Below are 23,471 nucleotides of genomic sequence, written 5' to 3'. Positions count from 1 at the left end.
CTTGATGTCCGCTTTCGAACCAAGCCCTGGGGTCGCCACCCCGAGCCGGCACGCTGCGATCAGCATTGCCATTCTGGCGTTTTCAGCCTTTTTGATCGTGACCACTGAATTTCTGATCGTCGGCTTGCTGCCCGCGCTTAGCCAGGACCTGGGTATTTCCATATCGCTGGCGGGGCAGTTGGTCACCCTGTTCGCATTCACCGTGATGCTGGCCGGCCCGCTATTGACGGCGGCGTTGGCGCACCTGGACCGCAAGCGCCTGTTCATCGGCATTTTGCTGGTCTTCGCCGCAGCCAATGCGCTGGCTGCTGCCTCCGGCAGTTTCTGGGTGCTGGCCGTCGCCAGGGTGATACCGGCACTGGCGCTGCCGGTGTTCTGGGGCACCGCCAGTGAAACCGCCGGCCACCTGGCTGGGCGCGACAGGGCTGGGCAGGCCATTGCCAAGGTCTACCTGGGTATCTCGGCGGCGATGTTGCTGGGTATCCCGTTGGGGACCGTGGCAGCAACGGCGGTGGGGTGGCGCGGTGCATTCTGGATCCTGGCTGCGTTGTCGCTGCTGATGGCGCTGGCGATGTGGGTATGGATGCCGCACGTGGCGCGCACGGCGAAAGTCGACTTCACGCAGCAGGCGCGCATTTTCAAAGAGCGTTTTTTCCTGGCCAATGTGCTGCTGTCGGTGGTGGTGTTCACGGCCATGTTCACGGGCTACACCTACCTGGCCGACCTGCTGCAGCGGGTAGCGGGCGTGGCCCCGGCGCATACCGGCTGGTGGCTGATGGGCTTTGGCGCGGTCGGCTTGCTTGGCAAATGGATCGGCGGGCGGGCCGTGGACCGCTCACCGCTCAGGGCCAGCGCGCTGTTCCTGGTGCTGTTGGCCATTGGCATGACGGCGCTGGTGCCGCTGGCCCAGGGGGCCGTGCTGTTCTGCCTGGCGCTGGCGCTGTGGGGCATTGCCAACACGGCACTGTACCCAGTAAGCCAGGTACGGGTGATGAGTTCGGTCACCCATGCCCAAGCCCTGGCGGGTACCACCAATGTGTCGGCGGCCAACGCCGGTATCGGCCTGGGGGCCGTGCTGGGTGGCATGACCATCTCCCACCTGGGGGTCGGCTACGTGGGCTACGTGGCGGCTGGCATCGCCTTGCTGGCGATGGCGCTGGTGCCCGTGGTGGGCCGGCTGGCGCCTCAGCCCGGTGCGCAGGCCCGGCTGCCGTGAGGCGCCAGGCGCGGTAGCAGGTAGTCGAGCAAGGCGCGAACCTTGGGTAGCCCTTCGCGGCTTTTCAGCCACACCAGGTTCATTGGCAAGCCGTCGGTGGCCAGCGCCGGCAGTACCTCGACCAGGCGCCCCTGGTCGAGGTACTGCTGGGTCAGCCAGGTGGGTAGCTGGCCGATGCCATGGCCGGCCAGCACCGCTGCCACTTCGCCTTCGCCATCGCCCACGGCAATGCGCGGCTGCACGGTACGCCGCTCCATTTCGCCGGGGTGGCGGCCTTTGAAATACCACGGGCTGACCAGGCCGTCGGTGTGGCCATAACCCACGCAGTGGTGGTGCTCCAGGTCGCGCTCGTGTTGCGGCACGCCATGCTTTTCCAGGTAGCCAGGCGCGGCACAGAACATCAGGCGCTGGGCACCGAAGTATTGGTGGCCCAGCGCCGCCGGCCAGGCATCCGGGCCACCGATGCGCACCACGATATCGATGCCCTCGTGTACCGGGTCGACGAAACGGTCGGAGAACGACACATGCGGCTGCAGCAACGGGTGCAGGCGGATGAAGTCGAGGATCAGCGGCAGCACATGCAGGCGACCGTAAGAGGCGGGCAGTTCGATCCGCACTTTGCCATGGGGCTGGTCATCGCTGGCCGCCAGGGTGTGCTCGACTTCTTCCAGGTCGGCCAGGACCGAGGTGCAAGTGCGATAGAACACCACGCCCGCTTCACTCAGCGACAGGCTGCGCGTGGTGCGGTTGAACAGCCGGGCGCCCAGGCGGGCCTCCAGCCGGGCCACGCTCTTGCTGATGGCCGAGCTGGTCAGGTTGAGCCGCTCGGCAGCTGCCGTGAAACTGCCCAAGTCAGCGACGGCGACGAAAACGTCAATGCCTTTGAGGCGTTCGGAAGAGTACATGGGTGGCTTCTTTGATGAACTGGGTTCCCGGTTCGGGTGTGCCTATTGAAGCCTCGCACGTGGATTTCATCAATGAGTTTCGCCTGGCCTGGCCGGCAACGTGACCCGAAACGCCCGGGTAAGCCCCAGCAGTACCAGCAGGCCCATGCCCATCCAGCACAGGCCAATGCTGAACGACAGGCTGGTCAGGCTACTCCACAGCCACAGCGTGCTGAGAAAACCCAGCCCCGGTATGGCGCCGTACAGCACCACATTACCGGCACCGCGCAGCTTGCGGTCGATGAGGTAGTGCTTGACCACTGCCAGGTTCACCGCCGAAAAGGCGAACAGTGCGCCGAAACTGATCATGTTGGCCACGGTGTCGAGGGTAATGACCAGGGCAATCAGCGACAGCATGCTGACCACCAGGATGGCGGTGGCCGGTACGCGCTTTTTCGTTGCAAGCTGGCCAAACGCCCGCGGCAGCACGCCGTCTCGGCCCATCGCGAACAGCACCCGTGACACGCTGGCTTGCGACACCATGGCCGAGGCGAAGCAGCCGGCCACGTAAGTGGCGGTGAATGCGCTGACCAGCAGTTCGCCGCCTACCCGGCGCATGACGTCCACCGAGGCCGAGTCCGGGTCGGCAAAGCTGCCCCAGTCGGGGAAGACCAGTTGTGCGCAGTACGACACCACCAGGAACAGCAAGCCGCCGATCAGGGACACGGCAAGGATCGCCAGCGGAATACGGTAGGTCGGGTTGCTGGTTTCCTCGGCCATGGTCGAGACCGCATCGAAGCCCAGGAATGACAGGCACAGTACGGCCGCACCGGTCATCACCAACGGCACGCTGAAACCGTCGTGGTGGAACGGCGCCAGCAGCGAAACGGGTTCGGCCTGGCCGCTCAGCCTGAGCACGGCCAGGCCGACGAAAACCACGATGAACACCAGTTGCGTCACCACCAGGATCCAGTTGACGCGGGTGATGGACTCGATGCCGATCAGGTTGAGGAAGGTGACCAGCGCGATGGACCCCGCCACCCACACCCAGGCATGAATGGCCGGGAAGTATTCCGACATGTAGATGCCGATCAGCAGGTAGCTCAGCAGTGGCAGGAAAATGTAGTCGAGCAGCAGGGTCCAGCCGGTGATGAAACCGATGTGGCTGCCAACGGCTTTGCGGGTATAGGTGTAGACCGAGCCGGAGTAGGGGTGGGCCTGGACCATGCGGCCGTAGCTGTAGGCGGTCAGCAGCATGGCGGCGAGGGTCAGCAGGTAGGCAGTGGGCAGGTGCCCGCTGGTCATCTGGGTGACCAGCCCATAGGTGGTGAAGACCGCCAGCGGCACCATGTATGCCAGGCCGAACAGCACCAGGGCGGTCATGCTCATGGACTGGCGCAAACGCCCGCTGCTGGCGGCAGGTTGCGCGGTGGCGGGCGGGGTGGTGGGGTGAGCTGTACTTGTTGTTGTATGCATTGCTAACTCCTGGAAAGGGATGCAGGCCACCGCGGCAGGCGAGCAGGCTCGTTACCGGGGGTGTCGTGCAAGGAGGTCGAGCGCAAGGCTCGCAGCGCTGGGGCGGGTTGATGCTCCCACACCCCGCCAGCACCCGGAATCACCCTTTGGGGTGAGCCCAGGCAGCGCCCAGCCGGCTCACCCCAAAGGGTGATTCCGCAGGTTCTCCTGCCATGGGAGTATCTGCCCAACCACGCACCGCACTGGCGGCGGTGCTTTACTCCATATGGCAGGCCGACTGTGACTATCCAATTGCTTTCAGAACAGTGGTTCGAGCACCAGGCCAAGGTCACCGAGGCGATCGGCCGGCCTGGCTTTGCCGCCAACCTGTTTGCAGCACTGGGCGTGATCCGGCCGATCCAGGCCACCACGGTGTACCTGTACCCGCACCACGGCATGCCCTGCGCGCTGTTCGAGCAGGACGACAAGGCGCCCTGGCAGCCCGAGGGCAACGTCAGCCGCTACCTGTCGGGTTTCTACCTGCTCGACCCGTTCTACGGTGCTTGCGTGGAGCAGCTGGGGTCTGGCTGCTACGGCCTGTTCGAGGTGGCACCCGACCATTTTGAGGTCAGCGAGTACTACCAGTCGTTCTACCGCCACTCGCACCTGGCAGACGAACTCAACTACATCCTGCAGCTGGCCCCCGGCCAGAGCCTGGCCGTGTCGCTGGCCTTCACCGACAAGCTCGACCCGCAAACCCGTGCACTGTTCGGGCACATCACGCCCTGGGTGCTGGCGCTACTCGGCAAGCATTTTGCCGGCGTCGACAGCCGTGCTGGGCGCTTCGAGAACATCCTTGAGCAGCGCATTCACGCTGCGCTGAACAACTTCGGCAGCTCGTTGCTGACCGAGCGCGAATGCCGCATTGCCCAGCTGATCTTGCGCGGCCATTCGACCAAGTCGCTGGCCGAGCGCCTGGGCGTGTCGGAAGACACCATCAAGTCGCACCGCAAGAACGTCTACGCCAAGCTCGATATCGGCACCCAGTCCGAGCTGTTTTCCCTGTTCATCGACGCGCTGGCCAATGCCCAGGGCGTGCTGGGCAAGGACCCGCTGGAAAGCTATATGGGCAAGCGGCGCTGAGCGCCGCTGCCGTGCACCCCACCGCAAAGGAAAACCAACAATGAATGCGCCTTTCGCCCCGCAACGCCAGACCCGTGACTACCAGGCAGCCGACGCCGCGCACCACATCCATGCCTTCCTCGACCAGAAGGCGCTGAACGCCGAAGGCCCGCGGGTGATCGTCGGTGGCGAGCGCCTGCACCTGTGGGACAGCGAGGGCAAGCGTTACCTGGATGGCATGTCCGGGCTGTGGTGCACCCAGCTCGGTTACGGCCGCCGCGACCTGACCGCCGCTGCCGCCAGGCAGATGGACCAGCTGGCGTACTACAACATGTTCTTCCACACCACCCACCCGGCGGTGATCGAGCTTTCGGAGCTGCTGTTCAGCCTGCTGCCCGGGCACTACAGCCACGCGATCTACACCAACTCCGGCTCCGAGGCCAACGAGGTGCTGATCCGCACCGTGCGCCGCTACTGGCAGGTGGTCGGCCAGCCAAGCAAGACGATCATGATCGGCCGCTGGAACGGCTACCACGGCTCGACCCTGGCGGCCACGGCGCTGGGTGGCATGAAGTTCATGCACGAAATGGGCGGGCTGATCCCGGATGTGGCGCACATCGACGAGCCTTACTGGTACGCCGAAGGCGGTGAGCTGAGCCCGGCCGAGTTCGGCCGCCGCTGTGCCTTGCAGCTGGAAGAAAAAATCCTGGAGCTGGGTGCCGAAAACGTTGCCGGCTTCATTGCCGAGCCGTTCCAGGGCGCAGGCGGCATGATCTTCCCGCCGGAAAGCTACTGGCCGGAAATCCAGCGCATCTGCCGCCAGTACGATGTGCTGCTGTGTGCCGACGAGGTGATTGGTGGCTTTGGTCGTACCGGCGAATGGTTTGCCCACGAATACTTCGGCTTCCAGCCCGATACCCTGTCCATAGCCAAAGGCCTGACCAGCGGCTACGTGCCCATGGGCGGGCTGGTGCTGAGCAAGCGCATAGCCGAAGCCCTGGTGGAGCGGGGCGGGGTGTTCGCCCACGGCCTGACCTATTCCGGCCACCCGGTGGCAGCGGCGGTGGCCATCGCCAACCTGAAAGCCCTGCGTGACGAAGGCATCGTGCGCCAGGTGAAGGACGACACCGGCCCCTACCTGCAGCGCATCCTGCGTGAGGTGTTCGCCGACCACCCGCTGATTGGCCAGGTGCAGGGCGCAGGCCTGGTGGCGGCGCTGCAACTGGCAGAGCACAAGCCTACCCGCAAGCGCTTTGCCAATGAAAACGACCTGGCCTGGCAGTGCCGGACCTTCGGCTTCGAGGAGGGGGTGATCATTCGCTCCACCCTGGGGCGGATGATCATGGCGCCGGCCTTGATCGCCAACCACAGCGAGCTGGATGAGCTGGTGGAGAAAACCCGCATCGCCGTTGACCGCACGGCGCGCCTGGTTGGCAAGCTCTGACAGTCCGTCAGCACAACCGCTTGAAAGGAGTACAAATGTACACCCTCGAATTCTGGCAGCAACGCGCTGCGGACCTGTACCTGCCGGCCAGCGCCCTGATCGCTGGCAAAGCCGTGAAGGCCCAAAGTGGCGCGACCTTTGCCGCTATCAATCCCGCCACCAACCAGGTGCTGGCGCAGGTCGCCGCCTGCGCCCAGGCCGACGTCGACCTGGCCGTGGCCAGCGCACGGCAGGCCTTCGAGCACGGCCCGTGGGCGCGCATGGCCCCCGGGCAGCGCAAGCAAGTGCTGCAGCGCCTGGCCGAACTGATCATGGCCCACCGCGAAGAGCTGGCATTGCTGGACTCGCTGAACATGGGCAAACCAGTCATGGACGCCTACAACATCGATGTGCCCGGGTCGGCGCAGGTATTTGCCTGGTACGCCGAGGCGCTGGACAAGCGCTACGACCAGGTGGCGCCGACCGCCACCAATGCATTGGCCACCATCACCCGTGAGGCCCTGGGCGTGGTGGCGGCGGTGGTGCCGTGGAACTTCCCGCTGGACATGGCCGCCTGGAAGCTGGCCCCGGCCTTGGCCGCGGGCAACAGCGTGGTGCTCAAGCCGGCCGAACAGTCGCCGTTCTCGGCCTTGCGCCTGGCCGAACTGGCCCTGCAAGCCGGTTTGCCCGAAGGCGTGCTCAACGTGGTGCCGGGCCTGGGCGAGCAGGCCGGGCAGGCCCTGGGCCTGCACCCAGACGTGGATTGCCTGGTGTTCACAGGCTCCACCCAGGTGGGCAAGTACTTCATGCAATACGCGGCGCAGTCCAACCTCAAGCAGGTATGGCTGGAGTGCGGGGGCAAGAGCCCCAACCTGGTGTTCGAGCACTGCCAGGACCTGGACCTGGCTGCGGAAAAGGCGGCCTTTGGTATTTTCTTCAATCAGGGTGAGGTCTGTTCCGCCAACTCGCGGCTGTATGTGCAGCGTTCCATCCACGATGAGTTCATCGAGCGCCTGCAGGCCAAGGCCCGGCAATGGCAGCCTGGCAACCCGCTGGACCCGGCCAGCCGCGCCGGGGCGATTGTCGATGCCGGCCAGGCAGCGCGTATCCAGGCCGCCATCGACCGCGCGCGGCAAGAGGGCGCGCGGCTGGTGTGTGGCGGTCGGCGGTTGCATATCGGCGGTTCGGACAACTACATCGAGCCGACCATCTTCGCCGAGGTCGATGCCAGCATGAGCCTGGCGCAGGAAGAAGTGTTCGGGCCGGTACTGGCAGTGAGTGCCTTCGACAGTGAAGAGGAGGCGGTGCGCCTGGCCAATGACAGCATCTATGGCCTGGCGGCTTCGGTGTGGAGCGACGACTTCAACCAGGTGCACCGCGTGGCGCGGGCGCTGAAAGTCGGTACCGTGTCGGTGAACACGGTCGATGCACTGGATGTCACGGTGCCTTTCGGTGGCGGCAAACAGTCGGGGTTCGGCCGCGACCTGTCGCTGCATGCGTTCGACAAGTACACGCAGCTCAAGACCACCTGGTACCAGCTGCGCGGCTGAACCCGGGCCGGCGGCAAGCACGACCTGCCGCCGGTCGCTCACTCATACGCCTGCACCCCGGCAATATGCCGCCCGGCCACGTAGCCGAAGGTCAACGCGGGCCCCAGGTTGATGCCGCCAGACGGGTACCAGCCACCGAACACACTGGCCATGTCGGTACCTGCCGCGTACAGCCCGGTGATCGGCTGGCCGCTGGCATCCAGTACCCGTGCCTGGCCATCGGTGCGCAACCCGGCAAAGGTGCCAAAGCAACCCGGCTTCACCTTCACCGCGTAGAACGGGCCCTGTTCGATCGGCGCCACACACGGGTTGGGGCCTGGGTGTTGCGGGTCGCCCTGCTTGCGGTTGAATGCGGTGGAGCCGCGGCCGAAGGCCGGGTCCTGGCCGTGGCGTGCAGGGCTGTTGAAGGCCTCGACGGTGGCGCGCAACCCGGCCGCATCGATGCCGCAGGCAACCGCCAACGCTTCGAGTGTGGCGCCACGTTTCAGGTAGCCACTGCGCACATGCGGCCACACCGGAAGTGGCGCCGGGCGGGCATGGCCCAGGCCATAACGGCGCAGGAAACGGTGGTCACACACCAGCCACGAACACACCTCCTGGTCCGCTGGCACTGCTGCGACCATGGCTGCCACATAGTCATAGTAACCGTGCGCTTCATTGACGAAGCGCTTGCCGTTGGCCAGCACCCCGATGATGCCCGGTTTGCCCCGTTCGATGATGTGCGGGAAATGGCCGACAGTGCCATCGCCATGCGGTACCTGCGAAACCGGCGCCCAGGCCACCGGCGACTGCAGGTCGGTGGCCACCACACCACCTGCTGCCTCGCCCAGGCGCAGGCCATCGCCAGTGCAACCCTTTGGCGGCAGGGCCAGGGTGTCGTGGCCGCTGGCGTCGCGGGGGAACAGCTGCCGGCGGCGGGCAGCGTCGTGAGGGAAGCCGCCCGCTGCCAGTACCACTGCCTTGGCGCGGATACGCTGCTCGCCCTGCGGGGTCGTCACCAGCGCGCCGCACACCTGGCCCGCTTCGACCAGCAAATGCTTGGCTGGCGCCGACACCTGCAGCTGCACGCCCAGGTCCTGCGCCGACTTGGCCAGCCGCGCCACCAGTGCCACGCCGTTGACCAGGTGCATGGCCCGGCCGTGGCGCGCCAGGTGGTACAGGTGCCGGCCGAAGCGCTTGCACACGTGCAGCAAGGCCTTGGGCGAACGGGTCATGTTGAGGAACGCGGCAAGGTCGGCGCCGGCCATGATCGGCATGCCCATGAACGAGGTTTCGCGCAGGGTCTGGCGCAGGCGTGGCAGCAGTGCACCCACCTCGCGGGCATCGTACGGTGCGGCAATCACCTGATGCCCACCTTCGGCGGCGCCAGGGGTGTGGCCGTGCATGTCCGGTATCGCATTGCCGTCGGCAAACTGCAGCGCCGTATGCTTCTCGAAAAACGCCACCATGTGCGGGCAGGCTTCAAGGAAAGCGTCCACCCGTTCGGCATCGTAATGGGCACCCAGCTCATTGCGCAGGTAGGTCCGGGGCTGCTCGATGTCTTCATCGATGCCGGCGCGGCGTGCCAACGGGTTGCGCGGGACCCAGGCCCAGCCACCGGACCAGGCCGTGGCGCCGCCCAGCACTGGCTCCTTTTCTACCAGAATCACCTTTTGCCCATGCCAGGCAGCTGTTACAGCGGCAGCCAGCCCGGCGGCGCCTGAACCTATCACCAGTACATCGCATTCGGTTTCGAAGGGAGCAGGGGGCATCGCACTAATCCTGTATTGTTATTGGAACGTGGTTCCATATTCTTAATTGGCCCGCCTGAATCCGCAAGGTCACGGCTGGCCGCCCGCGCAACGAGCGGGCGATAATCGAACACTTGGCAGGGCATTGCATGTGTACGCTACCGGGAATGTGGAATCATCTTCTAGAATTCGCAAAACGTAGCAAGGACCTGTGTCATGGCTGGTAGTCAGATCGAACGCGCCTTCAATCTTGTTGAGAGCCTTGCCGGTGAGCCCCAGGGCCTGGCATTGCAAACCCTGGCCGAGCGCCTGGATATCCCTAAAAGCGCCGCGCACCGCATGCTGGCCGAGCTGATGCGGCTGGGCTACGTACGGCAGAACCGTGACAACAGCCGCTATCAGCTGTCGGCCAAGCTGGTCGCCCAAGGCTTCCGTTACCTGGCCAGCAGTGGTGCCGATGTCATTCAGCCGATTCTCGACCGCCTGGCCCAGGACAGTGGTGAGCTGGTGCGCCTTGGTGTCATCGATGGGGGGCGGCAGACCTGGATCGCCAAGTCCCAGGGCGCGCGCTCCGGGTTGCGTTACGACCCGGACATGGGGCGCGACGCGCCGCTGTTCTACACCGCTTCCGGGCACGCCTGGCTGGCCAGCCTGGACGATGAGCAGGCGCTGCAGATGGTGCTGCGCCAAGGCATCGCCGATCCGGGCCAGTTCGGCCCGAATGCGCCGCGCACCACCGATGAGTTGCTCGCCTACCTGCACCGCGCCCGCGAGCGGGGTTATGCCTGGGTCGAGCAAACCTCGGCGGTGGGCACCTCGGCGCTGGCTGCGGTGGTACGGCGCCCGCAAAGCGGCGAGGTGATTGGCGTGCTGAGCATTGCCGGGCCCAGTGCACGCCTGGCGCCAAGCCGTTTGGCCGAGCTGGCCCCTCTATTGCTGGCGGCCACCGAGGAACTGTCTGCCGCCAGCCACGCCAGCGAACTGTTTGCCTGAGGGTGCCTGAGGGATATTCCGGTCGATTACCGCACAGTCTGTTCAGCAGGCTCTTCTGAAAAGTTGAACTTGGTTCTAAATTGCTGAGGGTGAATTGTGGAACGCTGTTTCATATTCGCACCACAACAATGACAAGAGGACAGGCTGTTGAACGCACCCCTTCGTATCGCCCTGGTCGGCGCTGGCATCATGGGCCGCCAGCATTACCAGCACTTGCGCAATGTACCCCAGGCCCAGTTGTGCGCGGTGGCCGACCCCGGCCCGCAGGCCGAAGCCTTCGCCGTCGACTGTGGCGTGCCGTACTTTGCCGACCACCGGCAGATGCTGCAACGCGTGCAGCCCGAGGCGGTGATCATCGCCAACCCGAACAACCAGCACGTGGCCACTGCGCTGGATTGCGTCGAAGCCGGCGTGCCGGTACTGGTGGAAAAACCGGTGGGCGTGCAACTGCAGGAGGTGCGGGCGCTGGTCGAGGCGTCACGGCGGTGCAAGGTACCGGTATTGGTCGGCCACCATCGTCGGCACAATCCATTGATCGCCAAGGCGCACCAGGTGATCAGCGAAGGCAAGTTGGGCCGGCTGATCAATGTCACCGCACTGTGGCAGTTGCAAAAGCCCGACAGCTACTTCGACACCGCCTGGCGCCGCGAGCCGGGGGCGGGTTTTTTGCTGACCAACCTGATCCATGACCTCGACCTGCTGCGCTACTTGTGCGGCGAGGTGGAACAGGTGCAGGCCTTCACCCGCAACGACGTGCGGGGGTTCGCCAACGAAGACAGTGCCGCCGTGCTGTTGCAGTTCGCCAATGGCGCCTTGGGTAGCCTGACCGGCTCGGACGCCGTAGCGGCGCCCTGGAGCTGGGAGCTCGACTCGGGTGAAAGCCCGGTCTACCCGCGCCAGGATGGCCAGCCGTGTTATCTGCTGGCCGGCACCCAGGGCTCGCTGAGCATTCCTCAGCTCAAGCACTGGCACTACGCCGAGCCGGGTTCGGGGTGGCACACACCGTTGTTGCAGCACCAGCACAGCATACCCGCCGGTGAAGCATTGACCCTGCAGTTGCAGCACTTCGTGCGGGTCGCCCGCGGTGAACAGCCGCCTTTGGTCGATGCCGCCGACGCTGGCCGCACCCTGGCACTGATCGAAGCGATCCGCCAGGCTGCCGCCAGCGGCCGCGCCTGTGCTCCCGAGCACATTGCCTGACACCCTCTTTCTGGTGACGACGAATGACTGATCGAATATTTTCCCTCGCGGCCCTGACGGTACTCGAACTGTCCCCGCCAGACATGGTCGAGGCTGCTGCCCGCGCTGGCTACAGCCATGTTGGCCTGCGCCTGGTGCCGGCCACCGAGCAGGAACAGCACTACCCGCTGGTGGCCAATGCCGATCTGCGCAGGCAGACCCAGGCACGCTTGCGCGATACCGGCATCCAGGTGCTGGACCTGGAGATCCTGCGCCTTAAGCCGGACACCTGCGTGGCGGACTTCGAAGCCATCCTGGCGGTGGGTGCCGAGCTGGGGGGTACCGAACTGCTGGTGGCCGGCAACGACCCGGACGAAGCACGGCTCACCGAGCGCTTTGCCGCGTTGTGCGAACTGGCGGCGGGCCATGGCATCCACCCGCACTTGGAGTTCATGCCCTGGACCGACGTACGCGATTTGCGCCAGGCCATGCGCGTGGTAGCCAACGCCGATCAGGCCAATGGTTGCGTGCTGGTGGACGCGTTCCATCTCAACCGCTCCGGCTCTGCGCTGAGCGACCTGGCGCAGTTGGCACCGCAACGCATGCGCTATGCCCAATTGTGCGACGTGGCGGGGCCAGTGCCGGCCGACATGGACGAAATCCTGCGCCAGGCGCGTAACGAACGGCGCTTCCCGGGTGATGGCGATGCCGATCTGGTCGGGCTGCTGCGCGCGCTACCGGCCACCCTCCCGCTGAGCCTGGAAATCCCTACCCGGCAGTTGCTGGAACAAGGGATCAGCGGCGAACAGCGTGCGCGCATGGCGCTGGCCCACGCCAGGGCGGTATTGGCCAGGGTCTGACAGTGGCCAGTGCGGCGCGGCGCCTTCGTTGACCGGTGGCGCAAAAAAAGGGCCCGCAAGGGCCCCGTAGAGGTAACTGAGCAGCGCCTCAGGCGCTTTCGACCTGGCGCGGCGCCATGAAGTACATCCATACCAGCGCCAGGAAGTACATGGCCGGGATCATGGTGAACAGCACGGCATAGTTATTGTGGGTAGCCGTCAGCACGCTGCCGACGATCTGCGTCATGAACATCCCGCCAATGGCTGCGCACATGCTGCCGAAGCCGAACACGGTACTCACCAGGTGCTTGGGCGTGTAGTCCATCACCAGGCTCCAGATGTTCGCCGTCCAGGCCTGGTGCGCCCCCACCGCCAGCGAAATGGCCGCCACCGCGACCCAGAGGCCGCTGGCGTTGGCAGCCAACACCACGCTGACCATGGTGCAGGCGAAGACCAGCATGGACAGCAACCGCGCCGTCGTGGCGCGCACGCCGCGGCCGATCAACCATGACGACAGAATGCCACCGCCGATGCTGCCAAAATCTGCCGTCAGCCAGATGATGATCAGTGGGATACCCATCTGGGTCACATTGATGCCCAGGCTGTATTGTTGGTTGAGGAAGGGCGGCAACCAGTACAGGTAGAACCAGAACACCGGTGCGGTGATCGCATAGGCCACCGCGAACGCCCAGGTCCCGCGCAGGCGCAGAATGCGGCTGAACGGCACCCGGGTCGGCTCGGGCTCGACATCTTGCTGGATGTACTGCACCTCGCTCTGGCGCACTGTCGGGTGGTCTTCAGGGTTGTAGTACTTGAGCAGCCACAGCGCTACCCACACCAGGCCCAGGCAGCCCATGGCGATGAATGCGGCCTGCCAGCCCCACACGGCCAGAATCAGTGGCAGCAGCGCTGGGGTTACCATGGCGCCGACATTGGTACCGGCGTTGAACAAACCGGTGGCGATAGCCCGCTCGCCGGCCGGAAACCACAGGCGCACGGTTTTCACGCAAGCCGGGTAGTTGGCGGCTTCGGTCAGGCCAAGGATAAAGCGGCAAACCATGAAACCGGCAGCCGAGGTGGCCAGGCCATGGGCGCCGGTGGCCAGGCTCCAGAGCAGCACGGCAAAGAAAAAGGCCCGTTTGACGCCGACCTTGTCGATCAGCCGGCCTTGCAACAGAAAGCCGATGGCGTAACCGACCTGGAACCAGAAGTTGATGTTGGCGTAGTCCATCGCCGTCCAGCTCATTTCCTTGGCCAAGACAGGCTGCATGATGCCAAGGGCGGCGCGGTCGATGTAATTGAGGGTGGTGGCGAAGAACACCAGGGCCAGCATGCCCCAGCGGGTCTTGCCAACGCCGAAGGCGGCGCGAAGCTTGTCGCCGATCGAACCCTGGGGCATCCGGGGCGCGGCGGGGTGAGTCTTGGAGTTGTTCATGACGGCTCGTTTCTTGAAATTGTATTCAACTGCGGTGCTGCGGGTGCGTGACCATTTCCCAGGCAAGGGTGCACGCAAGGCCGGTGCATGGTGAGCAGTGCGGGCGGCAGCGTCAATTCAAGAGGCGGGCTAATGTTCGGTTACCGAACGCTTGCGAGTGCTGGCGAGGCGTCAGGGCGAGCGCTGAGCCGGCGCTGGTTATTCGCGCAGGCTGCGTGGTAGCAGGGCACCTGGTATTACCCATCTTTCCACTTCGGCGCGGCTGTACTGCCTGATCCACTGGCGCAAGGTCTTGTGCAAGGTGCTCTTGGCTTCGACGACTTCACCGGTATAGGGGTTTTGATAAAACTTGCTGAGCCGCGCCCGGAAACCGGTCGGTGAAACCAGTGCAGGGGGTTGCCGGGTGAACAGGTCGAAGGTGTGGCGCTGCTCAGGTGCCATGATGCTCAGCACCTGCCTTAAACCGAATTGATATTCGGCTAGCAGGTCGTGCAGTTTGCTTTCGAATTCCAGCTCGCGGCGAAGCTGGGGGTCAACCTTGATGAACTGAAGTTCGTCTTTCTTGTTGGCGAGTAGCCATTCGAGGGCGCGGAACTGGGCAAGATGAGACATGGGGCTTCCTCCAGTGCGTGATGGCAACAGTGTTAGCGCGCCGGTCAGAGCAACGCAAGTGGGGAAATAATTTGAGATTTTTGCAGGGCATTCTTCGTTGTTGGGTTGTACGAAAGTCCAGTTCTAAGTTGGGTTGTCAGTAACTTCCTACAGCGGTTGCCTTCAATAACTTCAATCAATGAATGCCTGGGGTTTTGCCTGTCAGGGCATCTGCTGAGGCGCTGCTGGTTGCTTGAGCCCAATGGTGTGAACGCTGGGGGGATCGGTTCTTACAAGATGTTTCATTGCAGCGAAGCGGTGAACTATCGGCGATGCGCAGGGCTCCTTTGCTAGGCGCACCCTGCGCACGGCTGATGGCCACCCCGTCAGCCTGGGTCACTGAATGAAAAGGAGGCACCGTGACCACATCCGACCACACCCTATACCGGCGCACCCCCAGCCCGCTGCACGCCCTGCTGTTGGCCGGCAGTGTGCCGTTGTTCCTGGGCGCGCTGCTGAGCGATATCGCCTACTACAACAGCTACCAGATCCAGTGGAGCAACTTCGCCGCCTGGCTGATCGCCGGGGCTTTGCTGTTCTGCGGGCTGGCGCTGCTTTTTGCCTTGGCCAACCTGATCCGCGCCGAGCGCAAAGGCGGGCGCCCGACGCTGTATTTCGTGCTGCTGCTGGTGACCTGGGTGCTTGGCCTGATCAATGCCTTCGAGCATGCCAAGGACGCCTGGGCGGTGATGCCGGCAGGGCTGGTGCTGTCGGTGGTGGTGAGCGTACTGGCGTTGGCCGCAGCCTGGACCGGCCTGAGCAACCTGCGTTCTGGAGGTGAAGCATGAAGCCCTTGCACGCGTTGAGTGTATTGAGTGTGGCGCTGCTGTTGAGTGCTTGTGGTGGCGATGGCGAGCCTACCCAGGCCCATGGCCCGGACCCGCGCTTGCCCGAGCCACAACGTGGCTTGTTGCCGAGCATGAAGATCGCTCAGCCGGTGGCCTGGGGTGAGCAGAAACCGACCGTTCCCGAAGGCTACAGTGTCACGGCCATTGCCACCGACCTGAAGATCCCGCGTCAGAGCCTGGTATTGCCCAATGGCGACATCCTGGTGGCCGAAGGCAGGGGCGGCAGCGCGGCCAAGCTCAAGCCCAAGGATGTGATTGCCAGCCAGATCAAGGCCAAGGGCAACACCCAAGTCAAAGGCGGCAACCGCCTGACCTTGCTGCGCGATGCCGACGGCGACGGCAAGTACGAGGTGCAGACGGTATTCGCGGAAAACCTCAACGCGCCGTATGGCCTGGCTTTTGCCGACGGCAAGTTGTACGTGGCCAACCAGGACGCCCTGGTGCGCTTCAACTACACCGAAGGCCAGACCAAGGCCGACGGCCCGCCGACCAAGGTCACCGACCTGCCATCGCAGATCAACCACCACTGGACCAAGGCGCTGACGATCAGCCCCGATGGGCGCTACCTGTATGTGGGCATTGGCTCGAACAGCAATATCACCGAGCGCGGCCTGGAGGTGGAGATCGACCGCGCCATGGTCTGGCAGGTGGATGCCGAAACCGGCGCGCACCGGCCTTACGCCACGGGCCTGCGCAACCCCACTGCACTGACCATTGAGCCGCAGACCGGGCAGTTGTGGACAGTGGTCAACGAGCGCGATGAGTTGGGGCCTGATTTGGTGCCTGACTACCTCACCTCGGTGCGTGACGGCGGCTTCTACGGCTGGCCCTACAGCTACTGGGGGCAGAACGTCGATGAGCGGGTAAGGCCACAGGCCCCGGACAAGGTCGCCGCGGCGATCAAACCCGACTACAGCCTGGGCTCGCACGTGGCGGCACTGGGGGTGGACTTCTCGATCCCGGCCATGGGGGAGCGTTTTGCCGACGGGGTATTCGTGGGCGAGCACGGCAGTTGGAACCGGCCAAACCCGGTGGGCTACAAGGTCATCTTCGTGCCGTTCAGCAATGGCAAGCCGGCTGGGGAACCGATTGACTTCGCGACGGGTTTCCGCGGTGAAGATGGCAAGACCCGCGGTCGCCCGGTGGGGGTGACGGTGGACCCGCGCGGTGCTTTGATCATTGCGGATGACCTGGCCAATACCGTGTGGCGGGTTACGCGCAATCGGTGAAGGTGGCCGGCTTCGCGTGCGGCCACTCATCGCGAAAGGCGGGGGCCGCGTTGCGGCCCATCGCCGGCAAGCCAGCTCCCACAGGGATCGCCTCAGGGCTGACAGATGCTGTGGCGAGCACCTGGCAACCCTGGTGCCCTTGCCAGAAACCATAGAATCCCCCTCAGGTACGGCGCATGGCTTGAGTGCTGTGCAGTAAGTGGGAGCAGGCAGCTTTGAACGGCTTAACAAATGCCCGGGCCATACGCAGCCCCGGTTGACAGTTGCGGGTATACTCGCCAACCGTTTCACTGTTATCCGAGTATTTAGATGGGTCTTTCCGCAATCGCAACCCCCGCACCGCGCCGCTTCGGCGCGCCCCTTGTCGCCTTGCTCATGCTGCTGGCCGGTGCCTGGTTCCTGAACCTCAACGCCAGCTTCAAGCAGGCCTTGCTGCTCATGGTCGGCGCCGCACTTGGCCTGACCTTGTACCACGCGGCCTTTGGTTTCACCTCAGCCTGGCGGGTGTTCATCAACGAACGCCGGGGCGCGGGCCTGCGCGCGCAGATGTTCATGCTGGCGCTGGCGGTGCTGTTGTTCTTCCCGGCGCTGTCGGCAGGTAGCCTGTTTGGCTCACCCGTGATCGGCCTTGTGGCCCCGGCCGGTGTTTCGGTGGTGTTCGGTGCGTTCATTTTCGGCATCGGCATGCAACTGGGCGGCGGTTGTGCCTCGGGCACGCTGTTCACCGTTGGCGGGGGTAATGCACGCATGCTGGTGACCTTGCTGTTCTTCATCATCGGCTCGGTCAGCGCTACCCACCACGCCGACTGGTGGTTCGCCTTACCGTCGTTCCCGGCCACCTCGATCGTGCAGGCGTGGGGCGTGGCGCCGGCGCTGCTGGTAAGCCTGGGCGTATTTGGCCTGATCGCGTGGGCCAGCGTGGTGCTGGAAAAGCGCCGGCATGGCGGATTGGAGGCGCCTGTCGGCAGTGCGCAGCGCGGCTTGCGGCGATTGCTGCGGGGCCCCTGGCCGCTGCTGTGGGGCGCCATCGCTTTGGCCGTGTTGAACTACGCGACACTGGCCCTGGCGGGGCGGCCGTGGGGCATCACCTCGGCCTTCGCCTTGTGGGGCGCCAAGGTGCTTGAAGGCCTGGGTGTAGATGTCGCCAGTTGGGTGTTCTGGCAGGCACCGGCCAACGCCAAGGCGCTGGCTTCGCCGTTGTGGCAGGACATCACCACGGTTATGGACCTGGGCATCGTGCTGGGTGCGCTGCTGGCAGCAGGGCTGGCCGGGCGTTTTGCGCCCAGCCTGAAAATTCCGCTGCCGTCATTGCTGGCTGCGGTGATTGGCGGGCTGCTGCTGGGCTATGGTTTGCGCCTGGCCTATGGCTGCAATATCGGAGCGTACTTCAGCGGTATTGCTTCGGGCAGCGTGCATGGCTGGCTGTGGCTGGTGGCGGCTTACGCCGGCAACCTGCTCGGGGTGCGCTTGCGGCCGCTGTTCTTTGCCGGGGAACGCCGCCCGGCGGTGCTGAGCGGCTGCTGATTCCGCACTGGGCGCCGTGTGGGGCTGCTTGAAGCTTGCTTCACGGCAGGGGCCCCGTGGCGGCGTTTTTCAATTCATAAAGTACTTTAGATTTGATTCATAAGTGCTTGAAATAAAAACACCTATCTTTTCGCAACTGCATGGTGCACGCACTGCTCGTAATAGGTCTGCCGGATTGCCGCAGGCTTGAGCCTGGAGCGGCTGTTATAGGTTTGTTCAGTAATGCCGAAGGCGGTCATGCGCATCCACGGTTTGGCGAACTTTCGCACCTGCAGCTTCTTGCGCGTAGCGTACAGGGTGACCCCGGCAAGCTTGGCCTGCTGGGCTTCACCGGCTATTTGCGCACCCCACTGGCAGGTGTGGCGATCATTCTGGCTGAGCGCCCTGGCCTGGGCGCCGAAAGCGAATGTGGCGAGCAGGCAGCCGGCCATCGTAGCTAGAAGTACTCGCATATTGCTGTCCTAAGCAATTGAAGGGGAACGAAGTTTGCCCTCACTTGCAAAGGTAGGGGGCCAGCAAATTGCCGTCAGCGGGCGGGCCTGTGCAATGACCCAGCAGCCGGGTTGCGCAGGCTAGCCCAGGCAAGGCAGGCGATCCACAGTACCGACACCCCGTAGTTGAGGCGCTGGTACAGGCCGAACAGCTGCCCGGTTTGTGCCGCCTGGGCCATGAGTGCGACGGTGACGATGGCAAGTATCAGGCTGGTGGCGGACAGCAGCGCGACGGCCTGGCTGCCGGCCAGACGCGTCCCGAGCCACGTCCACAGGGCGCTCGCCAGGGTCAGTGAAAGGAACATCAGCAACCCCGACAGGTTGTGCAGCAGCTGTGAGCTGGAAGGTTGCGCCGGAGCGCAGCCTGGGTCGCAAGCGAACCAGCCTGTGCCCAGGCTACCGAGGCCGTGCACCAATACCAGAGCTGCACTCGACAACGCTACCTTCGAGCCGTGCCAGCGCCGCGCCAGGCCCAAGGCAAACAAGATGAACAAGACCGCGAGAGGATAATTGTTGACCCATGGCGACCAGCGCTGCACGGGCGAGCCAACCGCGCCGAGCTGGCTCATGGCTTGTTGGAAATGGTCGTAGCCGGGGTACGCCAGTGCAGTGAGCCAGACCCCGCCCAACAGCCACAAGGGGATCAGTAAGCCGCAGCCGAGCAAAAGGCGGTCATAGGTTTTCATACTGGCAGTTCCTTCCATGGATGCGTGAGGTGGAAACGCACAGTATCCTGCAGCGCAGGCTCTGTGCCAGCACTTCCAGGTTTGTCGGGTAGGTGCAGCCCCAGGCAGGCAATGAAATCCGCACGCGGCATATGTGATCGTACAACTGCTTGCGCTATGATAAGCGCTGTCTTTCAAGGTGAAACACAGGGCGATGACAGAGCAGCAGGTACAGGCAAGGACCCGGCGCAAGCCACGCAGTCTGGCCCAGGAACTGGTTACGGTGCTGACCGAGCGTATTCGCAGCGGCCAGCTCAAGCGCGGCGACAAGCTGCCGACCGAATCGCAGATCATGGTTGAAGAGGGCGTCAGCCGCACGGTGGTGCGTGAGGCCATTTCGCGGCTGCAAGCCGCCGGGCAGGTGGAAACCCGCCACGGCATCGGTACGTTCGTGCTGGATGCGCCGGCGACCGGGGGCTTCCGGATCGACCCGGCTACCGTCGTTAACCTGCGTGAGGTGCTGGCGGTGCTGGAGTTGCGCATTGCCCTGGAGATCGAATCGGCGGGGCTTGCCGCACAACGCCGCAGCGATGACGAGCTGGCCGGCATGCGCGCGGCGCTGGATGAGCTGAACGAGGGGGCGGCCCACGCCACCGATGCCGTGTCGGCCGATTTCCAGTTTCACCTGCGCATTGCCCAGGCCAGTGGCAACCATTACTTCGCCGACATCCTCAACCACCTGGGCACCAGCATCATCCCCCGGACCCGGTTGAATTCAGCGCGGTTGGCGCGTGATGACCAGGCCCATTACATGAGCCGGCTGCGCCATGAGCATGAAGCCATCTATGAAGCCATTGCACGGCGAGACAGCGAAGGGGCCAAAATGGCCATGCGCATGCACCTGAGCAATAGCCGTGAGCGTTTGCGTCAGGTGCATGAAGAGGCTGAGGCGCAAGGGGCCTGAGGCCCGTGCCGCAAAGGGGCGTCAGATCGCCCCGTCGCGCCACTGCCCATTCACCAACCGCCGCAGCCCCAGCGGGTTGCTGTCACGCAGGGCTTCGGGCAACAGCGCCTGCGGATAGTTCTGGTAGCACACGGGGCGCAGGAAGCGGTCGATAGCCAGGGTGCCGACCGAGGTTCCGCGGGCGTCGGAAGTTGCCGGGTACGGCCCGCCGTGGACCATGGCATCGCATACCTCGACACCTGTCGGGTAACCATTGAGCAGAATCCGCCCGACTTTCTCTTCCAGCAGTGGTACCAGCCAGGCAAAGGCTTCAAAGTCCTCAGGCTCGCCGATCAGTGTGGCGGTCAGCTGGCCGCGCAGGCCAAGCACGGCAGCGCGCAACTGGTCGTTATCCTGAACTTCCACGGCCACGGTGGTGGGGCCGAACACTTCCTCCTGCAGCAATGGGTCGGACTCGACCAGCAACCGGGCATCGGCCTTGAACAACTGGGCATGGGCCTGGCTGCCGTGCTGTGCCTGGCCGGCCAAGTGCTCGATACCAGCATGGGCGTGCAGGTGCTCCAGGCCAGCGACATAACTGCGCAGGCCGCCGGCGTTGAGCATGACCTGGCCGGCCTGCTGGCCCAGGTGCTGACCCAGCTCAGCCAACAGCTGGCTGTACGGTGGCGATTGCAGCCCGATGACCAGGCCCGGGTTGGTGCAGAACTGCCCTGCGCCCAGGCACACCGAACCGGCCAGCTCACGGGCGATGGCGTCGCCACGCTTGGCCAGGGCGCCCGGCAGGATGATCACCGGGTTGATGCTGGACATCTCGGCGAACACCGGAATCGGCTGGGGGCGTTCTGCGGCCATGCGGCACAGGGCGTCGCCGCCTTTCAGCGAACCGGTGAAACCTACAGCCTGGATGGCCGGGTGCTTGACCAGCCACTCGCCCACGCCGCCACCGAACACCATGTTGAACACCCCCTGGGGCATGCCGGTACGCTCGGCTGCCCGGGTGATGGCGCAGCCGACCAGGTCGGCGGTTGCCATGTGGCCGCTGTGCGCCTTGAACACCACCGGGCAGCCGGCGGCCAGCGCCGCGGCGGTGTCGCCACCTGCGGTGGAGAACGCCAGCGGGAAGTTACTGGCGCCGAACACCGCGACCGGGCCAACGCCAATGCGCATCTGGCGCAGGTCCACGCGTGGCAGTGGCTGGCGTTCGGGCAGGGCGAGGTCGATGCGTGCGCCCAGGTAGTCGCCACGGCGCAACACCTCGGCGAACAGGCGCATCTGGCCGCTGGTACGGCCGCGCTCACCCTGGATACGTGCGGCGGGCAGTGCGGTTTCGCGGCAGACGATAGCGATGAAGGCCTCGTCCAACTCGTCCAGTTCGGCGGCGATGGCATCCAGAAATTCGGCGCGCCGCGCCGGGGCCAGTTGGCGGAATTCGGCGAAAGCGGCGGCCGCGGCTTTGGCGGCTTGGTCGACTTCGCCCTCGGTAGCCTGGGCAAAGTTGTACGGCAGGGCTTCGCCAGTGCTGGCGTCCAGGCTCTGCAGGCGCTGTGCGCCAGCGGCGCTGCGCTGGCCGGCGATGAAGTTGTGGCCGAGGATTTCAGGCATGGGGTGCTCCTGTGAGGGTGGCTGAATGAAGAGTGCTGGGCGAGCCTGCCCAGGGCATCAGGTAATTGGCGCCGGATTGAACAGGGTGATGTCGTTGTGCAAGCGGTGCTGCTCGGCCCAGGTCTGCTTGCGGCCACTGGCAACGTCGAGGTAGTAGTGGAACAGCTCCCAACCCAGTTCCTCGATGGTCGCGCGGCCGCTGGCGATGCGCCCGGCGTCGATGTCGATCAAGTCCGGCCAGCGCTGCGCCAGTTCGCTGCGGGTGCACACCTTGACTACGGGCGCCATGGCCAGGCCATACGGCGTGCCGCGGCCCGTGGTGAAGACATGAAGGTTCATGCCTGCGGCCAGTTGCAGGGTGCCACAGACAAAGTCGCTGGCCGGGGTGGCGCAAAAGATCAGGCCCTTGCCCTTGACCCGCTCGCCTGGGCCAAGCACGCCCTGTATGGCCCCGCTGCCGGACTTGACGATCGAACCCAGCGACTTTTCGACGATATTCGACAGGCCGCCTTTCTTGTTGCCGGGTGTGGTATTGGCGCTGCGGTCGGCGGCGCCTTGCTGCAGGTAGCGGTCATACCAGTCCATTTCGCTGACCAGCGCGTCGGCCACTGCCTGGTTTTGCGCGCGCGAAGTCAGCATGTAGATGGCGTCGCGAACCTCGGTCACTTCCGAGAACAGCACGGTGGCACCGGCACGTACCAACAGGTCGGCGGCATAACCCAGCGCCGGGTTGGCGGTAATGCCCGAAAAGGCGTCGCTGCCACCGCATTGCATGCCCAGGATCAGCTCGCTGGCCGGTACGCTTTCGCGTCGACGCTGGTCGAGTTTCTTCAGGCGGGTGTCGGCCAGCGCCATGATCTGCTCGATCATTTCCACAAAGCCCAGGCTGGCGTCCTGCAGGCGGTACAGCCACGGGTCGCTGAGATCTACCGACGGGTCGTTGTCGTGCATCACCTGGCCGGCCTGCAGCTTTTCGCAGCCCAGGCTGATGACCAGCGCTTCGCCGCCCAGGTTGGGGTTGCGCGCCAGGTTGCGCACGGTGCGGATCGGGATATAGGCGTCGCGGGCGTTGATGGCCACGCCGCAGCCGTAGCTGTGTGTGATGGCTACCACGTCATCGACGTTGGGGTATTGGGGCAGCAGTTCGCTGCGGATGCGCTTGACCGCGTGCTCCAGCACGCCGGTCACGCACTGCACGGTGGTGGTGATGCCAAGGATATTGCGCGTGCCCACCGTGCCGTCGGCGTTGCGGTAGCCTTCAAAGGTGAAACCTTCCAGTGGCGGCAGCGGCTGTGGCACGGCATCGCAGCGTGGCAGGCTGTCCAGTTCCGGGGCAGCGGGCATGGCCAGCTGGCTTTCCTGTACCCAGCTGCCCTGGCGCAGGTCTTCCAGCGCATAACCGATGATTTGCCCGTAGCGGCGCACCGGCTCGCCCTTGGCGATGGTCACGGTGGCGACCTTGTGGCTTTGCGGTACGCCCTCGACCAGGGTCAGGCCGTCGGCAAAACGGGCACCTTCGCCCAGGCCGCCGTCATTGACCACCACCACGACGTTGTCATCGTCGTGCAGGCGCACGTAGCGGGGCGAGTCGGAATGTTCGATCAACTGCATGTTTGGGCCCTACTTGTCAGGTTCTCAGGCTTTTTTGTACATCCGCCCGCACCGAACGAG

Annotated in this window: 20 protein-coding genes; 11 read left to right on the top strand and 9 right to left on the bottom strand. The window is 64.7% G+C overall.

The genetic code is table 11. From position 1 onward, the window contains the following. The first annotated feature begins 4 nt into the window (after positions 1-4). A complete protein-coding gene (locus APH30_RS09250; protein WP_082416136.1) occupies positions 5-1,216 on the top strand; it encodes an MFS transporter in 1,212 nt (403 codons plus the stop codon). Here the strand turns inward: APH30_RS09250 and APH30_RS09245 are convergent. Both APH30_RS09245 and APH30_RS09240 read right to left on the bottom strand, forming a co-directional pair. Further along, positions 1,186-2,121, bottom strand: coding sequence for a LysR family transcriptional regulator (locus APH30_RS09245; protein ID WP_009685106.1), 936 nt, complete (start codon positions 2,119-2,121; stop codon positions 1,186-1,188). The two genes, APH30_RS09250 and APH30_RS09245, sit on opposite strands and share 31 nt — an antisense overlap. 69 nt (positions 2,122-2,190) lie before the next feature. Then, positions 2,191-3,576 carry an APC family permease gene (locus APH30_RS09240; RefSeq protein WP_054912318.1) on the bottom strand — a complete coding sequence of 462 codons (1,386 nt, stop codon included), beginning with the start codon at positions 3,574-3,576 and terminating at the stop codon, positions 2,191-2,193. Positions 3,577-3,855: 279 nt separating this feature from the next. Between APH30_RS09240 and APH30_RS09235 the strand changes: the two genes are divergently transcribed. The 3 genes from APH30_RS09235 to APH30_RS09225 are packed head-to-tail and all read left to right on the top strand — an operon-like array spanning position 3,856 to position 7,650. Beyond that, entirely contained in the window at positions 3,856-4,698 is an 843-nt protein-coding gene (locus APH30_RS09235) for a helix-turn-helix transcriptional regulator (protein WP_054912317.1), read from the top strand. A 40-nt stretch (positions 4,699-4,738) separates the two neighbouring features. Then, the gene (locus APH30_RS09230) at positions 4,739-6,121 is read left to right on the top strand and encodes an aspartate aminotransferase family protein (protein WP_009685103.1); all 1,383 of its coding nucleotides are present in this window, start codon (positions 4,739-4,741) and stop codon (positions 6,119-6,121) included. Between the two features lie 35 nt (positions 6,122-6,156). Beyond that, positions 6,157-7,650 carry an aldehyde dehydrogenase gene (locus APH30_RS09225; protein WP_054912316.1) on the top strand — a complete coding sequence of 498 codons (1,494 nt, stop codon included), beginning with the start codon at positions 6,157-6,159 and terminating at the stop codon, positions 7,648-7,650. Positions 7,651-7,688: 38 nt separating this feature from the next. On the opposite strand, the gene APH30_RS09220 is transcribed toward APH30_RS09225, so the two are convergent. Further along, the gene (locus tag APH30_RS09220; RefSeq protein WP_054912315.1) at positions 7,689-9,401 is read right to left on the bottom strand and encodes an FAD-dependent oxidoreductase; all 1,713 of its coding nucleotides are present in this window, start codon (positions 9,399-9,401) and stop codon (positions 7,689-7,691) included. 195 nt (positions 9,402-9,596) lie between these two features. On the opposite strand from APH30_RS09220, the gene APH30_RS09215 reads away from it, so the two are divergent. The 3 genes from APH30_RS09215 (at position 9,597) to APH30_RS09205 (ending at position 12,412) form a co-directional block, all read left to right on the top strand. After that, positions 9,597-10,373 carry an IclR family transcriptional regulator gene (locus APH30_RS09215; RefSeq protein ID WP_054912314.1) on the top strand — a complete coding sequence of 259 codons (777 nt, stop codon included), beginning with the start codon at positions 9,597-9,599 and terminating at the stop codon, positions 10,371-10,373. A 147-nt stretch (positions 10,374-10,520) separates the two neighbouring features. Further along, positions 10,521-11,573, top strand: a complete 1,053-nt coding sequence (locus APH30_RS09210; RefSeq protein ID WP_082416135.1) for a Gfo/Idh/MocA family protein — start codon at positions 10,521-10,523, stop codon at positions 11,571-11,573. Between the two features lie 23 nt (positions 11,574-11,596). After that, positions 11,597-12,412 (top strand): sugar phosphate isomerase/epimerase, encoded by an 816-nt coding sequence (locus tag APH30_RS09205; protein WP_054912313.1) that lies wholly within the window; start codon positions 11,597-11,599, stop codon positions 12,410-12,412. Positions 12,413-12,500: 88 nt separating this feature from the next. Here the strand turns inward: APH30_RS09205 and APH30_RS09200 are convergent, their stop codons facing one another. Together APH30_RS09200 and APH30_RS09195 are read right to left on the bottom strand one after the other, a co-directional pair. Then, positions 12,501-13,790, bottom strand: coding sequence for an MFS transporter (locus APH30_RS09200; RefSeq protein ID WP_371262814.1), 1,290 nt, complete (start codon positions 13,788-13,790; stop codon positions 12,501-12,503). A 234-nt stretch (positions 13,791-14,024) separates the two neighbouring features. Next, on the bottom strand, positions 14,025-14,438 hold the full coding sequence (locus APH30_RS09195; RefSeq protein ID WP_054912311.1) for a histone-like nucleoid-structuring protein, MvaT/MvaU family: 414 nt from the start codon (positions 14,436-14,438) through the stop codon (positions 14,025-14,027). 398 nt (positions 14,439-14,836) lie between these two features. Here APH30_RS09195 and APH30_RS09190 point away from each other — a divergent pair, with 398 nt between their 5' ends. From APH30_RS09190 to APH30_RS09180, 3 genes are all read left to right on the top strand, one after another. After that, complete coding sequence (locus APH30_RS09190; protein WP_029885640.1) at positions 14,837-15,265, top strand: DUF2231 domain-containing protein; 429 nt, start codon at positions 14,837-14,839, stop codon at positions 15,263-15,265. Further along, on the top strand, positions 15,262-16,554 hold the full coding sequence (locus tag APH30_RS09185) for a sorbosone dehydrogenase family protein (protein ID WP_054912310.1): 1,293 nt from the start codon (positions 15,262-15,264) through the stop codon (positions 16,552-16,554). The genes APH30_RS09190 and APH30_RS09185 overlap by 4 nt, the downstream gene beginning before the upstream one ends. Before the next feature lie 309 nt (positions 16,555-16,863). After that, on the top strand, positions 16,864-18,078 hold the full coding sequence (locus APH30_RS09180; RefSeq protein ID WP_054912309.1) for a YeeE/YedE family protein: 1,215 nt from the start codon (positions 16,864-16,866) through the stop codon (positions 18,076-18,078). A 122-nt stretch (positions 18,079-18,200) separates the two neighbouring features. On the opposite strand, the gene APH30_RS09175 is transcribed toward APH30_RS09180, so the two are convergent. Beyond that, on the bottom strand, positions 18,201-18,530 hold the full coding sequence (locus APH30_RS09175) for a hypothetical protein (RefSeq protein ID WP_047149831.1): 330 nt from the start codon (positions 18,528-18,530) through the stop codon (positions 18,201-18,203). 74 nt (positions 18,531-18,604) lie between these two features. After that, positions 18,605-19,255, bottom strand: coding sequence for a DUF998 domain-containing protein (locus APH30_RS09170; protein WP_054912308.1), 651 nt, complete (start codon positions 19,253-19,255; stop codon positions 18,605-18,607). A gap of 193 nt (positions 19,256-19,448) precedes the next feature. On the opposite strand from APH30_RS09170, the gene APH30_RS09165 reads away from it, so the two are divergent. Continuing rightward, positions 19,449-20,198: a FadR/GntR family transcriptional regulator gene (locus APH30_RS09165; protein ID WP_054912307.1), complete on the top strand. Its 750-nt coding sequence runs from the start codon at positions 19,449-19,451 to the stop codon at positions 20,196-20,198. Between the two features lie 21 nt (positions 20,199-20,219). On the opposite strand, the gene APH30_RS09160 is transcribed toward APH30_RS09165, so the two are convergent. Beyond that, entirely contained in the window at positions 20,220-21,800 is a 1,581-nt protein-coding gene (locus tag APH30_RS09160; protein ID WP_054912306.1) for an aldehyde dehydrogenase (NADP(+)), read from the bottom strand. Between the two features lie 57 nt (positions 21,801-21,857). Next, positions 21,858-23,411 carry a galactarate dehydratase gene (gene garD / locus APH30_RS09155; RefSeq protein ID WP_054912305.1) on the bottom strand — a complete coding sequence of 518 codons (1,554 nt, stop codon included), beginning with the start codon at positions 23,409-23,411 and terminating at the stop codon, positions 21,858-21,860. Between the last annotated feature and the right edge of the window lie 60 nt (positions 23,412-23,471).

Origin of the sequence: Pseudomonas sp. NBRC 111127 (genome assembly GCF_001320345.1) — a bacterium.
Taxonomy (GTDB): Bacteria; Pseudomonadota; Gammaproteobacteria; order Pseudomonadales; family Pseudomonadaceae; genus Aquipseudomonas; species Aquipseudomonas juntendi.
The sequence above is the reverse complement of the archived record's forward strand: the minus strand, read 5'-3'. Positions and strand labels throughout refer to the sequence as shown.

What these genes read in the sequence shown, in the direction of transcription:
- APH30_RS09250 (WP_082416136.1), top strand. Translation starts at nt 5, where the DNA reads ATGTCCGCTTTCGAACCAAGCCCTGGGGTCGCCACCCCGAGCCGGCAC.
- APH30_RS09245 (WP_009685106.1), bottom strand. Translation starts at nt 2,121, where the DNA reads ATGTACTCTTCCGAACGCCTCAAAGGCATTGACGTTTTCGTCGCCGTC.
- APH30_RS09240 (WP_054912318.1), bottom strand. Translation starts at nt 3,576, where the DNA reads ATGCATACAACAACAAGTACAGCTCACCCCACCACCCCGCCCGCCACC.
- APH30_RS09230 (WP_009685103.1), top strand. Translation starts at nt 4,739, where the DNA reads ATGAATGCGCCTTTCGCCCCGCAACGCCAGACCCGTGACTACCAGGCA.
- APH30_RS09225 (WP_054912316.1), top strand. Translation starts at nt 6,157, where the DNA reads ATGTACACCCTCGAATTCTGGCAGCAACGCGCTGCGGACCTGTACCTG.
- APH30_RS09220 (WP_054912315.1), bottom strand. Translation starts at nt 9,401, where the DNA reads ATGCCCCCTGCTCCCTTCGAAACCGAATGCGATGTACTGGTGATAGGT.
- APH30_RS09215 (WP_054912314.1), top strand. Translation starts at nt 9,597, where the DNA reads ATGGCTGGTAGTCAGATCGAACGCGCCTTCAATCTTGTTGAGAGCCTT.
- APH30_RS09205 (WP_054912313.1), top strand. Translation starts at nt 11,597, where the DNA reads ATGACTGATCGAATATTTTCCCTCGCGGCCCTGACGGTACTCGAACTG.
- APH30_RS09200 (WP_371262814.1), bottom strand. Translation starts at nt 13,790, where the DNA reads ATGCCCCAGGGTTCGATCGGCGACAAGCTTCGCGCCGCCTTCGGCGTT.
- APH30_RS09195 (WP_054912311.1), bottom strand. Translation starts at nt 14,438, where the DNA reads ATGTCTCATCTTGCCCAGTTCCGCGCCCTCGAATGGCTACTCGCCAAC.
- APH30_RS09185 (WP_054912310.1), top strand. Translation starts at nt 15,262, where the DNA reads ATGAAGCCCTTGCACGCGTTGAGTGTATTGAGTGTGGCGCTGCTGTTG.
- APH30_RS09180 (WP_054912309.1), top strand. Translation starts at nt 16,864, where the DNA reads ATGGGTCTTTCCGCAATCGCAACCCCCGCACCGCGCCGCTTCGGCGCG.
- APH30_RS09175 (WP_047149831.1), bottom strand. Translation starts at nt 18,530, where the DNA reads ATGCGAGTACTTCTAGCTACGATGGCCGGCTGCCTGCTCGCCACATTC.
- APH30_RS09170 (WP_054912308.1), bottom strand. Translation starts at nt 19,255, where the DNA reads ATGAAAACCTATGACCGCCTTTTGCTCGGCTGCGGCTTACTGATCCCC.
- APH30_RS09165 (WP_054912307.1), top strand. Translation starts at nt 19,449, where the DNA reads ATGACAGAGCAGCAGGTACAGGCAAGGACCCGGCGCAAGCCACGCAGT.
- APH30_RS09160 (WP_054912306.1), bottom strand. Translation starts at nt 21,800, where the DNA reads ATGCCTGAAATCCTCGGCCACAACTTCATCGCCGGCCAGCGCAGCGCC.
- garD (WP_054912305.1), bottom strand. Translation starts at nt 23,411, where the DNA reads ATGCAGTTGATCGAACATTCCGACTCGCCCCGCTACGTGCGCCTGCAC.